The organism is Mucilaginibacter daejeonensis (genome assembly GCF_020783335.1).
Taxonomy (GTDB): Bacteria; Bacteroidota; Bacteroidia; order Sphingobacteriales; family Sphingobacteriaceae; genus Mucilaginibacter; species Mucilaginibacter daejeonensis.
Genome location: NZ_CP086068.1, coordinates 1,874,105 through 1,888,076 on the forward strand (window position 1 = coordinate 1,874,105; position 13,972 = coordinate 1,888,076).

Annotated in this window: 10 protein-coding genes and 1 tRNA gene; 5 read left to right on the forward strand and 6 right to left on the reverse strand. The window is 46.8% G+C overall.

Features of this window, described 5'->3' with window-relative positions:
- Nucleotides 1-138 precede the first annotated feature (138 nt).
- Both LLH06_RS08025 and LLH06_RS08030 read right to left on the reverse strand, forming a co-directional pair.
- On the reverse strand, nucleotides 139-1,362 hold the full coding sequence (locus tag LLH06_RS08025) for a site-specific integrase (protein ID WP_228172756.1): 1,224 nt from the start codon (nucleotides 1,360-1,362) through the stop codon (nucleotides 139-141).
- A gap of 293 nt (nucleotides 1,363-1,655) precedes the next feature.
- A tRNA-Ile gene (locus LLH06_RS08030) sits at nucleotides 1,656-1,729 on the reverse strand.
- A 66-nt stretch (nucleotides 1,730-1,795) separates the two neighbouring features.
- Here LLH06_RS08030 and LLH06_RS08035 point away from each other — a divergent pair.
- Together LLH06_RS08035 and LLH06_RS08040 are read left to right on the forward strand one after the other, a co-directional pair.
- Complete coding sequence (locus tag LLH06_RS08035; protein ID WP_228172757.1) at nucleotides 1,796-2,428, forward strand: HAD family hydrolase; 633 nt, start codon at nucleotides 1,796-1,798, stop codon at nucleotides 2,426-2,428.
- 368 nt (nucleotides 2,429-2,796) lie between these two features.
- Nucleotides 2,797-5,133 (forward strand): outer membrane beta-barrel protein, encoded by a 2,337-nt coding sequence (locus LLH06_RS08040; protein WP_228172758.1) that lies wholly within the window; start codon nucleotides 2,797-2,799, stop codon nucleotides 5,131-5,133.
- A gap of 56 nt (nucleotides 5,134-5,189) precedes the next feature.
- Here the strand turns inward: LLH06_RS08040 and LLH06_RS08045 are convergent, their stop codons facing one another.
- Nucleotides 5,190-5,573 carry a hypothetical protein gene (locus tag LLH06_RS08045; RefSeq protein WP_228172759.1) on the reverse strand — a complete coding sequence of 128 codons (384 nt, stop codon included), beginning with the start codon at nucleotides 5,571-5,573 and terminating at the stop codon, nucleotides 5,190-5,192.
- Nucleotides 5,574-5,775: 202 nt separating this feature from the next.
- Between LLH06_RS08045 and trxA the strand changes: the two genes are divergently transcribed.
- The 3 genes from trxA to LLH06_RS08060 all read left to right on the forward strand — a co-directional run bounded on the left by trxA (nucleotide 5,776) and on the right by LLH06_RS08060 (nucleotide 9,003).
- Nucleotides 5,776-6,096 (forward strand): thioredoxin, encoded by a 321-nt coding sequence (trxA, locus tag LLH06_RS08050; protein WP_228172760.1) that lies wholly within the window; start codon nucleotides 5,776-5,778, stop codon nucleotides 6,094-6,096.
- 77 nt (nucleotides 6,097-6,173) lie between these two features.
- Nucleotides 6,174-7,094 (forward strand): DUF58 domain-containing protein, encoded by a 921-nt coding sequence (locus LLH06_RS08055; RefSeq protein ID WP_228172761.1) that lies wholly within the window; start codon nucleotides 6,174-6,176, stop codon nucleotides 7,092-7,094.
- Nucleotides 7,095-7,536: 442 nt separating this feature from the next.
- The gene (locus tag LLH06_RS08060; protein ID WP_228172762.1) at nucleotides 7,537-9,003 is read left to right on the forward strand and encodes a glycoside hydrolase family 130 protein; all 1,467 of its coding nucleotides are present in this window, start codon (nucleotides 7,537-7,539) and stop codon (nucleotides 9,001-9,003) included.
- 145 nt (nucleotides 9,004-9,148) lie between these two features.
- On the opposite strand, the gene LLH06_RS08065 is transcribed toward LLH06_RS08060, so the two are convergent.
- From LLH06_RS08065 to LLH06_RS08075, 3 genes are all read right to left on the reverse strand, one after another.
- Nucleotides 9,149-10,156 carry a glycosyltransferase family 4 protein gene (locus LLH06_RS08065; RefSeq protein WP_228172763.1) on the reverse strand — a complete coding sequence of 336 codons (1,008 nt, stop codon included), beginning with the start codon at nucleotides 10,154-10,156 and terminating at the stop codon, nucleotides 9,149-9,151.
- 1 nt (nucleotide 10,157) lies between these two features.
- Nucleotides 10,158-12,434: a glycosyltransferase family 4 protein gene (locus tag LLH06_RS08070; RefSeq protein ID WP_228172764.1), complete on the reverse strand. Its 2,277-nt coding sequence runs from the start codon at nucleotides 12,432-12,434 to the stop codon at nucleotides 10,158-10,160.
- A 286-nt stretch (nucleotides 12,435-12,720) separates the two neighbouring features.
- Nucleotides 12,721-13,911 carry an aspartate aminotransferase family protein gene (locus LLH06_RS08075; protein ID WP_228172765.1) on the reverse strand — a complete coding sequence of 397 codons (1,191 nt, stop codon included), beginning with the start codon at nucleotides 13,909-13,911 and terminating at the stop codon, nucleotides 12,721-12,723.
- Nucleotides 13,912-13,972: the final 61 nt, after the last annotated feature.

Sequence of the window (13,972 nt, forward strand, 5' to 3'; positions counted from 1 at the left end):
TGTATCAAATCTCCTATACGCGGTTTATCTACAATAGATAACTATTTATTATCTATATAATTTCACTTGTATAACAAGGCTTTGCAAACCCAAAGCCTTGTTAGGACTGATTGAAAGATGAAATTGTTGTATCTCTGATTATAGCGATAATTTACTTTGAAGCATTTTCATATCTTCCTTCAGCTTCCGTTCTACCACCTTTGCATAAATTTGCGTAGTTGTAATTTTTGTATGCCCTAAAATCTTACTTACTGTCTCAATAGGTACACCATTGGACAATGTTACGGTCGTAGCAAAAGTGTGCCTGGCAATATGGAAAGTAACGTTTTTGATAATGCCGCAGCGATCAGCAATTTCTTTTAGGTAACTATTTACCTTTTGGTTTGATATTTTCGGAAAGACGCGGCCATCATACAGTGAACGTTCGTTGTCTTGATACTTATCAAGTATAGCGAGAGCTTTAGGTAAAAGCGGTACAACAACTGGAATTAAGGTCTTTTCTCGGCATGTCCTGATCCATCGGTCGCCGTCAGCACCTGTTACGATATGCTCCGGTTCCAAGTTACTTACGTCAACATAAGACAAGCCAGTATAACAGCAGAACACAAACATATCCCTAACCATTTCCAAACGCTCAATGCCAAAATTCTTTTCCTCAATAGCTTTCAATTCCAGCTCGCTTAATTGCTCTCTAATAACCTTTTGTATCTTCAATTTGTAAGTAGCGAAGGGGTCATTATTTATCCATTGGAGATTTAATGCGAGGTTAACCATCTTTTTTAAACGGATAATGTGTTTCATTACCCCGTTGTTGTTAAGCGGCTTTTGATGATCTTTAGGTTTATGGTTTCTAAGGAACACTTCGAAGTCTTTGACGAATTTATAGTTCAGCTGATGAAGGTAAATGTCGTTTGCATTATATTGTAATCCTAAGAACTTCAATAAATACCGCTGAGTGACATAATAATGTTTCAGGGTACTCCATTTCAATTCTTCAGTAGAAGTTTCGTTGTGGTAGCTTATAAGGCGGCTCAGCGAATAAACTTCTGCTTCTTCACCGAGATACAGATCTTTAACCGCTTTAGCCGATAACATTTTCCTTTTGATCTGGAGCTCTTTATAACTATTCCCGATGGCAAGCCTTACTTCTTCAAGGTAATTATTAATGGATTTGACTTCGTCTTTATTACCCTTGGCGGCTCCCTTGCCGCCGTCCCAATTTTTGGGATCAACATTCTGTTTTAATGCGATGTAAGCACGCTGCCGATTAACGGTAACGCATGCATAGATGGGTTCTTTTCCGTCTTTCGCTTTGTCAGGACGGGTGGTAAAATGAATACCGAACGACTGTGATGTTTGCATAAAATTTAATTTTTGAGTTTTAATGTTTCATACTTCATCCCGTTTCAGGTAACACAATAGGTAACACAAACACTTTGAAAATTGACTTTAAAACGTAACTTTTAACGTTGTAATAAACTGTATTTCAATTCATTGAGGTGATTTGTGTTACCTAAGTTAAAAACAAAAAACAGGTAGTCGGATAGGTAACGAGAACCTTGGCTTTACAAAGGGTTGGTAAAGGGATAATTAATGAAAAAACCCCTTAAATCGCTGATTTAAGGGGTTTTCGGGGGTAGAGCTGGTCTACTTTGTGCGCCCACCTGGGCTCGAACCAGGGACCAAAAGATTATGAGTCTTCTACTCTAACCGACTGAGCTATAGGCGCGGTTATTTTGGAGATTTTGTTTCCGGCTGCAAAGTTAGATATTTGCAGCAAATCCCCAAATTCTATATGCAAAATATTAAGAACATCATATTTGATTACGGCAACGTGATCTTCAGTATCAACTTTGCCAAGGTGCAACAGGCGTTTAATGCGTTGGGCATCAGTAATGTCGACGAATTCTACGGTCACTTGCAGCAGGATGCCATTTTTGATGCGTTCGACCGCGGGCAGATCACCGCTGCCCAATTTAGGGACAGGATACGTGAGAAAGCTGGCCGGCCCGAATTGACCGATGACGAGATCGATACCGCATGGAACAGCATCTTGGTGGGTATAGCCGAAGGTAACCACGAGCTGTTGCTAAAACTGAAGGACAAGTACCGCACGTTCCTGCTAAGTAATATCAATGATATTCATTATCAATATATTATGAAGTATCTGAAGCGTGATTTTGGCTTTGATAATAACGACCACCTGTTCGAGAAGGCTTACTACTCGCATTTCACGGGAATGCGTAAACCTGAAAAGGCCATATTCGAAAAAGTGCTGAACGAGAACGGCTTAAAGCCCGAAGAGACCTTATTCATTGATGATAGTCCGCAGCATTTGGAAGGGGCTAGGGCGTTGGGGATACATACTTTTTTGATGACAGCTCCCGATACCATACAGTTATTTGCAGAGCGCGAGCGCTTGTTATAACACACTATTCACGTGTTACAGAGCGCGGTATGCAAGAGCATGCCGCGCTTTTTTGTTGAATTTTACAGATATTTCTTGAAAAATGTTGTTTTTTCTTGCTTTTCCGAACGGCCATTGGCCCTGTCAGAGCGTTAAACTGTTACATCGGTGAAACACATTCCGTACACCAAGGGGGGCTTCAACCAAGGTCAATTAAATTTTTGCAGCAACTGTAACATACTTAATTCACATGGCGTCTGTTGGAAAAATTAATTATCACAATAGCACTCATGTCGTCCTTGTCTCGTTCTCTGTACTTACTGATTGTTCTTTTGTTCGTCTTTGTCTCCACAGGCTTTGCCCAAATTAAGCATCAGCTTAGGGGCAAATTGCTGATCAATAATAACCCGGCTTCCGGTATCTCCGTTCATTTGTTGCGGGCCAATGATGGTTCGCTGGTCAAGCTTGAATTGAGCGGTGCCGATGGCGGTTTCCTGTTCGAGGGTATGGCGCCAGGCAAGTACAATGTAGCCATTACCGATATGATGGTGACCGCTTACAGATCAGCAGATATTGAGCTGAATAAAGACCTTGATCTTGGCAACATCACTCTTAACGCGAGTACCACCGCATTGAAAGAAGTGAGCGTACGGTCGGCCAAGCCATTCATTCAGCAACAATATGATCGCACGGTGATCAATGTGGAGGGGAGCATCACGGCCGCGGGGAGCACGGCACTTGAGATATTGCAGCGTGCGCCCGGGGTAACGTTAGACCAGGCCGAGAATATTCGCCTTCGCGGCCGCAGTGGTGTGCTGGTCATGATAGATGGTAAGCAGGTACCCATGACAGGGGAGGACCTGGCTACCTACCTCAAAGGCTTGCCCGCCAACGCGCTCGAACGCATCGACCTCATTACCGAGCCATCGGCCAAGTATGATGCGGCCGGCACCGCAGGTATCATCGATATAAGGCTAAAGCGCAGCAAAACTGCCGGCTGGAATGGCAACGTGACCGCCTCATATGGGCAGGGAAAATTGCCCAAAGGCAATACCGGGTTTGACCTCAGTTACCGCAATAATAAACTCAATGTATTCACATCTTACAATTTTACACGCCGAAGCGACCGCTTGTTGCTCACCTTGCAACGCAGGTTCCTGAATGCTGATGGCAGCCTGCAGAGCGGCTTTGATCAGGACAACTATACTGATAACTTTGTGAATGCCCACTTGGGCCGTTTGGCTGCCAACTACGGTCTATCGTCCAGCACCGTGATAGGTTTTACCTCGAGTTTGTATGCGTCAGACATTCGTACACCCGGCGGTAACTACTCGCTGGCCAAGAACGATCAAGACAAGGGCGTATCATACAGCACCAATAGCTTCCTGAACTATCGCTATCGTACCAACCCGAGCTTTAACCTAAACCTTTTGCACAAGTTAGATACTGCAGGCAGGCAGCTGACCGTCGACCTTGACCAGTCGCGCTTTAACACCCGCGAAGATCAGGATTACACCACCCGGTACTTTGACCTGCAAGGCACCGAGCAGCGCCGGCCGTACCTGCTTATTGGCGACCTTGATGGCTACCTGACCGTTCGTTCGGCAAAGGCCGATTACGTGCAGCCCTTGAAAAACTGGAAGGGCCGCTTTGAGGCCGGCATGAAAAGCAGTTGGGTAAAGACTGATAATGATATCGTTTTTTACGACCGCAGTAGCGGTGCCAATGTGGTCGACCAAAGCAAGACCAATCGTTTTGTTTACAATGAGAACATCAACGCCGCATACGTTAACCTGTCGGGCAACCAGCAACTGTTCAAGTGGCAGGTAGGGGTGCGTGCCGAGCATACGCATAACAAAGGTGTGCAAACCAAGAACGATAGCACCTTCCGCAATAATTACCTACAGTTGTTCCCAAGCGCTTATGGCAGCTATCAACTCAGCAAGAACAGTGAACTGGGCCTTACTTTGAGCCGCCGTATCGATAGGCCCTCATACCGTCAACTCAACCCGTTCCGCTATTACATCAATGATAACACCTATCAAAGCGGCAACCCTTACCTGCAACCGCAGCTCACTTACTCGGCCGAGGTAACGTATACCTGGCAGCAAAAATATATCCTGTCTTACAACTACGCCCGTACCAGTAATTACATCCTGTCGCTACTGATCCCTGAGCTGGGAGCAAACAAGCAGGTTCAAGAGACCAGCCGTAACCTGGCCCGTTTCAATTATCAAAGCGTTAGTTTGAGCATACCTGTTGAGGTAGGGAAGTGGCTTAGCAGTACCAACAACATATTGGCTTACTATGGCCGCTATGTGGGCAACCTGGCCAATACCAACATTCGTAATGGCAGGGTAGCCTTCAACATTAATAGTAACAACCAGTTAAAATTGGGCAAAGGTTGGATGGGAGAGGTAACGGGCAGCTTCCAATCGGCAGAGATACTGGGATTGGAGGATGTACGCTCGATCTGCTACGGAAACGTGGGTATCATGAAGCAACTTTGGAAGAACAAAGCCAATCTAAAACTCAACGTGTCTGACCTGTTCTACACCAACAAAACCCGTGCTACCGACCGTGCCACCGGTTACCTGGAGCATTATGTGCAAACGCGCGATACCCGTGTGGCCACGCTTAGCTTCACCTATCGCTTTGGGAATACCAAAGGCCTGCCTAAACCTAAGAACGGTGGGGCGGAGGAAGAGAAGCGCAGGGCGGGTTAAGCATTGCACCTGTAGGCACATGGACCGCAAAGGATCTGGTTAAGCACCTGCAGTTGTCAAAACTTGCGCAGGCTACCTTGATAGCGCAGCGTATCGCTCACCCAATTGCCTCCCTTCGATCGCCGTTTTACAACAGTATAGCCTAGCTGTTCGCGTTGCTTGCGCTTGGCGCGCAGGTTGTAGTAGAACTCGTGCTCGCCAGTTCTCTTCATGGGGAATATCGCACCCTTGATAGGGTCATATATCTGCATGCTATCGGTATCAGTGTCTCTAAAATTCGTTCTGTACCAGTAAAAGCCATTGGGGAACGAGGTCAATTCCAGGGAGTCGGTACCTGTAGCATTGTACAGTTGTACTTGTCGAGGCGCTCCTAACACCAGGCAACCGGAGACAAAAACGGCTACGGTGCATACGAGGAGTAACGTGCGATGATGGCTCATAAAGCTTAAGTTTAGCTAAATATAAGCAGATCGTGTTCGATCGTCAAACAGTTTTAGTGTTTATCGGTCAGTTCGATACCGTTGATAGGAATGGTCATTTGTAGCTAAGGCTACTCTAATTTAATTGTCAAGTTGTCATGGGCCATATTGTGGCAAGCTATTTGAACATATATATTTGTTAAAACTTAAAATAAAATAGATCATGGCCTTAGAAATTACAGACGCTAACTTCGACGAATTAGTGTTAAAATCAGATAAACCCGTATTAGTTGACTTTTGGGCAGAATGGTGTGGCCCATGTCGTATGGTTGGTCCGGTGGTTGAAGAGATCGCTAAAGATTATGATGGTCAGGCCGTTGTGGGTAAGGTCAATGTTGATAATAACCCAGGAATCTCAATGAAATACGGTATCCGTAACATACCTGCGTTATTGTTCTTCAAGAACGGCGAGATCGTTGACAAACAGATCGGTGCGGTGCCAAAATCAGTACTGACCGAAAAATTAGGTAAGCAATTAGCGTAAGCCAAAGGCATACTTAGCATATACAAAAAGCGTTACTTTGATCAGTAACGCTTTTTTTGTTTTACTTTAGAGGGTACATGGAGCCATTAAATACCAACCAGGAACTGCGCCAGCTGGCCAACCTCGAACTGCTGGCCCGGCAGGTGGTCGAGGGTTTTATTACCGGGTTGCACCAAAGCCCGTTCCATGGTTTTTCTGTAGAGTTTGCCGAACACCGTGCCTACAATAGTGGCAGCTCCATCAAAAATATCGACTGGAAGCTTTTTGCCCGTACCGATAAATTGTTCGTTAAGCAATTTGAGGAGGAGACCAACCTGCGGTGCTATCTGCTGCTCGATACTTCATCAAGCATGAACTATCCTGAAAAGGGAATGAGCAAATTGCTGTACTCGGTGTATGCTATGGCCTCGCTCATGTACCTGTTCAAAAAACAACGCGATGCCTTCGCCCTCGGGCTGTTCACCGATAAGATCGATTGGCTAAGCCAGGCACGCTCTACCTCAACGCACCTGTTCTACCTTTTTGGCCAGCTCGAAAATGCCTATCAGGAACCGCGTACAAAGGCTTTCACCGATCTGAGCAACGTGATCCATCACCTTGCCGAGGAGGTGCACCAACGATCACTGATCATTATATTTAGTGACATGCTGGAGAACAGTATGGATGCGGCCCGCTCGCAAGCCCTTTTCGCGGCGCTGCAACACTTGCGTTATAATAAACATGAGGTGATCGTATTTAATGTGAACGATCGCCTCCACGAACTGGAGTTCGGCTTTGATAACCGCCCGCACCAATTTATTGATATGGAGAGCGGTGAAGAAGTGAAGGTACACCCGGGCCGCGTGCGCGAAAGCTACCGTGCGGCCATTGACAGTTATCGCCATGATCTGGAGCTTAAATGCGCCCAATACCAGGTGGATCTGGTTGATGCCGACATCAATAACGGCTACAACGACCTGCTGAAAGCCTACCTGGTGAAGCGAAACAAAGTGATCTGAGCAACAGGTGAATTTAGTATGAATTGTTAAGATCTTGGGTACGGTGCTTTGTTCCTTATGCTATCGATGTTTATGTACCTGATCAGCCGGGAGCCCTCAGCTTCCGAAGAGAATGGATGGACAGGACCTTTGCCTTTTACCAATATTCGCAACCGGGCGTGGTGCATTTTCTGCCTGCTCATCGGGCTTATATTCCTTACAAGATCTTTGCCCGTGGTATCCGGGTTCTTCTTCCCCGGGTTTTGACACCTGCCTTTTGTGTAAATAAGTATAACTACACAGGGATGTGTTACGTATCAATATGTAAAAAAATCAAACCATCGCCTTTATCATTTGTGTAAATAAATGTCATTTGACCCATTGTTGCGAATTAAAAATTTATGCATTTGTACAGATCAATTATGCTGTTCAAGTGTTATAACAACTAATATTATCCAGTTATATGAGACTTTCTATCGAGCGTAAAGGCGTTAAGGTAAATCCAGATCCCAAACGTGTAATTGCCCGTTTCTTTTTCAATGGTAATGAACGTTCAAAAGATGTGATACAACGTGTGATGGAGGTTGAAGAGGATAAGGTATTTGGCTTGATATCGCCATTACTGCAAGAATACTCCAGCCGTCACCGTAATATTACCCGCGTACTTAACCGCCACTGCGCTAAGTTGAAGCCTTTATTTGGCGAGTTGGGTATCGATTTCGATTCGCTTACGGTGTACCGTAAACTGCTGATCGGTTCATACTTTACTCATGAATACTCGATCGAGTCGGCCGCGTTCTTCAACCCATCTATTGTTGATGACCCCGACCAAAGCGACCTGGAAGAAGGCGAACGCCGCGTGATCATGAGCTTCAGAGCAGTGGGTGAGGGTCACATCTCCTCGATCACCTTTCGCCGCGCTTTATTTGATAAGAATAACAATATCACTGTTTTACCTGCCGGTACCTACATTGACGAGGCCGAGATCGTGCGTAACGCGGTATACAATAAAAAGCTTTTTTTTGAAAAGGCCGTGACCACACAGATCAACATTGATGTGCTGCGCGAGCTGGAAAGCAAACTCGACCATCACTTCGAGTATTCGAACCTGCGAAGAATGATCCTGGATTCGCAAAAGCTACAGGACGATGATATGCGCCGTTTGGAGTACGACAAGGTGTTGTGGCTGGCCGATTCATACTACGAGATCGTGTTCTCTTTGGATACCGATATATCTGACCGGGTGATCTTCCCGATATCTGAATATGAGCGTAAGGGTATCGAGGATGCGCGTTTTGTTAAATTCTTTAACGAGGACGGGAGCTCATCATATTATGCCACTTACACGGCCTATGATGGTTCGCTGATCATGCCTAAGCTATTGCAAACCAACGATTTTATTAATTTCCGCATTATGCCCCTGTATGGCGCCGGTTCGCAAAACAAGAACTTGGCCCTGTTCCCGCGTAAGATCAACGGTAAGTATGTGATGATATCGCGCATTGATGGTTGCAACAACTACATCATGTACTCCGATAAGATCAACGTTTGGGAAGAACCGGCGGTGTTGCAAAAGCCTAAGTTCAATTGGGAGTTTATCCAGATCGGTAACTGCGGTTCGCCTATCGAGACCGAGGACGGTTGGTTAGTGATCACCCACGGTGTAGGCCCGATGCGTAAATATGTACTGGGTGCAAGTTTGCTTAAACTAGACGACCCTGCTGTAGAGATAGGCCGCCTTAAAGAGCCCTTACTTACCCCGAACGCCGAAGAGCGCGAAGGTTACGTACCGAACGTGATCTACTCGTGCGGCTCGGTCGTGCACAATCATAAACTGATCCTACCATACGGCTTTAGCGATTATTCTACCTCTTTTGCTGAAGTGGACCTTAAAACGCTGTTGAATAAATTAAAAGAGGACGGCGTATAAGCCAGATGCTTGATATGCAGACTCGACGTAAAGCTGAGTCTTTACGGTATATCTATAAACAAGAAAGGCTGATCAAAACGATCAGCCTTTCTTGTTTATAGGTCGTCTGTCCTTGCCGAGTCGTGCCAGCGTGAACAAGCTTCTATCAGCCCAATATCTGTTGATATAGTTTGTAGTAATCATCTACCATCTTCTCGCTCGAAAAGTTGGCCACCGCCCAGTCATGGCAGGCCTGGCGGTCGATCCGGCCCAGTTGACCAACAGCTTCTACCGCCTGATTCACATCATTCACCAGGAAACCGGTCTGTTGATCTTTGATCAGTTCAGGCATCGAGCCTTTATTGAATGCGATCACCGGCGTGCCGCAAAGCATCGATTCAGCCACGCTCATACCAAATGGCTCGTTAAAGTTAATGGGGTGCACTAGGGCAGCAGCGCTACCTAAAAGCTCCTTGCGCTTATCAGGACCGGCGTGGCCTACATAAATGATCTGCTCATTGTCAATGAACGGCTCTACACGCTCACGGTAATAATTAACATCCTGAATGATGCCTGCAATGAGCAGCTTACGCCCGGTACGCTTGGCGATCTCTATGGCCTCGGCCGTTCCCTTGTCATGATGTATGCGCCCGAAGTATAACAGGTGCTCATCAGCGTTGGCACTAAAGTCAAATTCACAAGTATTTAAGCCGTTGTAAACGGTACCGATGTAATCCAGCTCCGGGCTACGGTCGGCATTACTGATCGACACATAGTGCGAACTGTCGTTGTACTTTTTATATACCGGAATGATGCGCTGCGATGAAAAACCATGAATGGTGGTGATCACCGGCGTTTTGATCAACCGGGAATAGGTAAGCGGTAAAAAGTCGAAGTTGTTATGGATGAGGTCGAACTGATCGGCCTTTTCCATCAGGTTGCTGATGTGGAGGCATTCCAAAACTTTAGCGTCCTGATTACGCTCCTCTTCGTAACCGGCCTCGCAGATCGCGTCTAACTTGCCAGCGGTCACCGAATCGCCGGTAGCAAAAAGGGTGACATCCGCACCCTTTTTGACCATTCCTTCGGCAATATTTGAAGCGACCTGTTCCCATGGCCCGTAGTGCCTGGGCGGTGTGCGCCAGGCAACGGGAGATAGTACAGCCACTCTCATGTTAGCAAACCTGTACCTTTTGACCCACCTTGTTGTATTCGTACTCCAGCTCAAATGCTTTCAGTACGGTAAGGTGTGATATCATATAAGCTAATGTACTTTCGGCACCCTGGTTACGGTTGATACCAGTGGGCATCAAACCATCGCAGCAGCCTTTTGTTTCGTGATCGTACAATGGCGCACGCAAGGTATTTTCACCCAGGAACCATTTGTAGCTCAGGAACATTTTCTCGATATACTCCGGCTGGCGCAAGGTCTCGTAAGCCTGGAAGTGCATCAGCACCATAGCCATGGTCTCGATCGCCTGCTGATCAAAGGTAGGGAAGGTACCACCACGATAATACCAGCCATCGTTACCGATCGGGCTCAGATAACCGTTAGATAGCGTCAATTTATCCAGGAAAGCCATTGATTCCAGCGCGATAGCTTTAACTTTCTCGTTGCTGGTCACTTCGTATGACATCAACAGTGCCAACGGCAGGATAGCGTTGTCATAGGTCATCACTTCCTCGAACCAATGCCACTCTGGTGATGAGGTCTTTTCATAAGCCTCTACCAATGGGTCGGTCAGGCGGATCAATTCCGCGATCATACCTTCATCGGTAGGGATGGCCTTCAGGTAAAGTGATATACCGATGATGGTGTTAGCCATACCACGGATATGCTCCAGCTTACGGAAGTGCGGGAACGAACGGTGGAACAATTCCATCGCAAATTCACGGTATGAGTTATGCGCTGCACAGCTGATCAAATGACCCAATGCCCAAATGGTACGACCGAACGAATCCTCAGAGCCAACCTCGTCCAAATAACGGCGGTCAAAGCTCAGGAAGTTACGGAAGTTACCGTCATCGGTTTGCATGTAGTGGATATAGCTCAGGTATACCGGCAGCAATTCAAATGCTTCAGGGCTTTTGTTGCGTTGGTAAGCCATCAGCGCCATGATCAGTGCGCGTGAGTTATCGTCAAGGCAGTAACCTTCTTTCAGGTTAGGGATGCCGTATTTAGCATGTTGTACGATACCGGTATCATCGGTCAAACGGATCACGTGAGCCAGGTTGAAGGCCGGCATGATCTCAGGATCAACGATGCTGTTACGCAGGATCTTGTCTCTAAAATCGTGTTTGGCGGCAGCTTCCTGAGCCACTTTGATATATTCGGCACCGATCACCGGGTAACGTAGGTGCAGGCCATACTCGTAAGCGTTGCTCTTGATCTCGGCCAGCTTATTAGGGTGGTCAAGCAGGTCGTTCACCTGGTCGGCCAGCATATCGGCATCCTTGAAATCGAACAAGCGGCCACGGCCACCATCCAACAGTTCGGTTGCATGCCAGTATGGGGTCGATACCACCGCTGCACCGGCACCTACCGCATACGATAATGTACCGCTGGTGATCTGTGCTTCGTTGTGGTATGGGGTAACATATACTGTAGCTGCGGTCAGGTAATTGATCAGCTCTTCTTCAGCAACGAATTTGTTGATGAAGGTCAGGTGATTAGATACCTTCAATTGAGCAGCCAGTGATTTCAGGTGATCACGATATTCTTCACCAGAGTGTTTAACTACACCTGGGTGAGTATTGCCCAGTATCACGTACATCACATCCGGGTGTTTGGCCACGATCTTTGGAAGAGCCTTGATCACTACTTCCAAACCTTTGTTACGGCTGATCAGACCAAAGGTCAACAACACTTTCTTGTCTTTGAAAGCGCTGATCTTTTGTACCGGATTGTTCTCTGGAGCTTCCAGATCAGGCACACCGTGTTCGATGATCTGAATTTTTTCGGCAGGTATGTCGTAGATAGAGGTCAGGAACTCTACCGCGCGGTTGCTCATCACAATGATCTTTGATGATTGCTCAGCGATCTCACGTACAATGATGCGTTGTGCGTAGCTTGGCTCGCGTAATACGGTATGCAGGATCGAGATCAATGGTTTCTCTAAACGGTTAAGTAATGGCAGAATGTAGATGCCGCTTTCGCCGCCATAGATACCGAACTCGTGTTCCATCACGCAAACATCAGCTGAGCTGGTGTTGATGTAATTAGCTGCGCGGATATAGTCTTTTTGATGATTTTGCCTAATGATATATTTGACCTCCGACGGGTACTCGTATTCTTGCAAGCTTTCCGAGTCGTTAACAGCTACTACAAAACCGCCTTCCGACAATGAATTTCGTTTGGGGAAATTAGCATTGATGGCGCGCATTAAGTTTTGATTGAACGTAGCTATTCCGCACTCGCGTGGTGGATAGGTGGAGATATAGGCAATTTTCATGTTTGGTATATAGATAGTTGTTGTTTCGAATTTGCTCGGTTCAAAAGGTGCTAAAGGTTATAGTGTACACTTGTGACCTTTATAAAGGGCATAACTACCGGCCGTTGAACATATTTATGGTTGCTAAGCCATTTTGTATCGATAGTTACCCAATAAATGCATAAACTATACCAGATCCGTAAAATAGAGGCAAAACCGCACTTAAAAAATGCTTGGAAGAAAAAGCCCGGTCATCAATGTCATGACCGGGCTTAAATTATGTTGCCGAAGTGCTCACTTACACCTGTTACGAGGCATAAAAATTCACCGCCTCGATAATGATCGCGCATGCCTCTCGGATCTGCTCATGGGTAATGATCAGTGGTGGCGCAAGGCGCATTGAGTTGCTGCAATGCAAGAACCAGTCGGTAATGATACCATGTGCGATGCAGCGGTCAATGATCTTTTTATTCAATTCGAAGCTTTCCAGTTCTGCGGCCATCATCAGGCCTTTGCCGCGTACTTCCTTAATGGCGGGGTGCGCCAGCAGCTCATGGAACAAGGCTTCCTTTTCGGGCACCTGGGCGATCAGTTCTTTACTCAGCAAAACCTCCAATGAGGCCAGTCCTGATGCACAGCAAACCGGGTGGCCGCCAAAGGTGGTGATGTGGCCTAATATCGGGTTGTCCTTCAAAGCGCCCATCACTTTGCCCGATGCGATAAAGGCGCCCAATGGCATACCGCCTCCCAAGGCTTTTCCCAACACCAATATATCGGGCACTATGCCAAAATGCTCAAAGGCGAACAATTTTCCGGTACGGCCAAAGGCGGTCTGGTTCTCATCCAGTATCAACAGCGTGCCTGTCTGGCTGCAACGTTTACGTAAGGCCTGCATATAGGTTACATCAGGCACCCGTATGCCTGCCTCGCCTTGTATGGTCTCTATCATTACCGCGGCCACCTCATCGGTGATCAGGTTCAGGTCATCCATATTATTGAAGGTGATGAAGCTGATTCCCGGTAACAAAGGCCGGTACGCGCTCTTGAACTCTTCGTTACCCATGGCGCTCAATGCACCCTGGGTGCTGCCGTGATAAGCATTATGGCAAGCAATGATCTGGTTGCGGCCGGTATGGCGCTTAGCCAGCTTCATGGCACCCTCAATGGCCTCGGCACCCGAGTTGGTAAAGTACACCGAGCTCAGCGGCTCAGGCAGGAGGGAGGTTAACTTTTCGGCAAAGCGTACTTGCGGGGTTTGCACGTATTCGCCATATACCATCAGGTGCATGTACTGATCTACCTGGTTCTTGATCGCCGCTATCACCTCCGGATCGCCATGGCCTATGTTACTTACGCCAATACCTGAGATCAGGTCCAAATAGGGTTTGCCCTCAGGGCTATACATATATACGCCCTGTGCACGCTCAAACTCGAGCATCAAGGGCATATCAGTAGTTTGAGCATTGTTGGCTAAGAACAGTTGGCGTAACGTTAACATGCCGCAAAAATACTAAAAGTTGAACGGTACTATCAATGCTGGCACAGTTAGGTATGGTTGT

Excerpts from the sequence above, each read along its gene's own strand:
- LLH06_RS08065 (WP_228172763.1), bottom strand. The coding sequence starts at position 10,156 with ATGAGAGTGGCTGTACTATCTCCCGTTGCCTGGCGCACACCGCCCAGG.
- LLH06_RS08025 (WP_228172756.1), bottom strand. The coding sequence starts at position 1,362 with ATGCAAACATCACAGTCGTTCGGTATTCATTTTACCACCCGTCCTGAC.
- LLH06_RS08045 (WP_228172759.1), bottom strand. The coding sequence starts at position 5,573 with ATGAGCCATCATCGCACGTTACTCCTCGTATGCACCGTAGCCGTTTTT.
- LLH06_RS08060 (WP_228172762.1), top strand. The coding sequence starts at position 7,537 with ATGAGACTTTCTATCGAGCGTAAAGGCGTTAAGGTAAATCCAGATCCC.
- LLH06_RS08035 (WP_228172757.1), top strand. The coding sequence starts at position 1,796 with ATGCAAAATATTAAGAACATCATATTTGATTACGGCAACGTGATCTTC.
- LLH06_RS08075 (WP_228172765.1), bottom strand. The coding sequence starts at position 13,911 with ATGTTAACGTTACGCCAACTGTTCTTAGCCAACAATGCTCAAACTACT.
- LLH06_RS08055 (WP_228172761.1), top strand. The coding sequence starts at position 6,174 with ATGGAGCCATTAAATACCAACCAGGAACTGCGCCAGCTGGCCAACCTC.
- LLH06_RS08070 (WP_228172764.1), bottom strand. The coding sequence starts at position 12,434 with ATGAAAATTGCCTATATCTCCACCTATCCACCACGCGAGTGCGGAATA.
- trxA (WP_228172760.1), top strand. The coding sequence starts at position 5,776 with ATGGCCTTAGAAATTACAGACGCTAACTTCGACGAATTAGTGTTAAAA.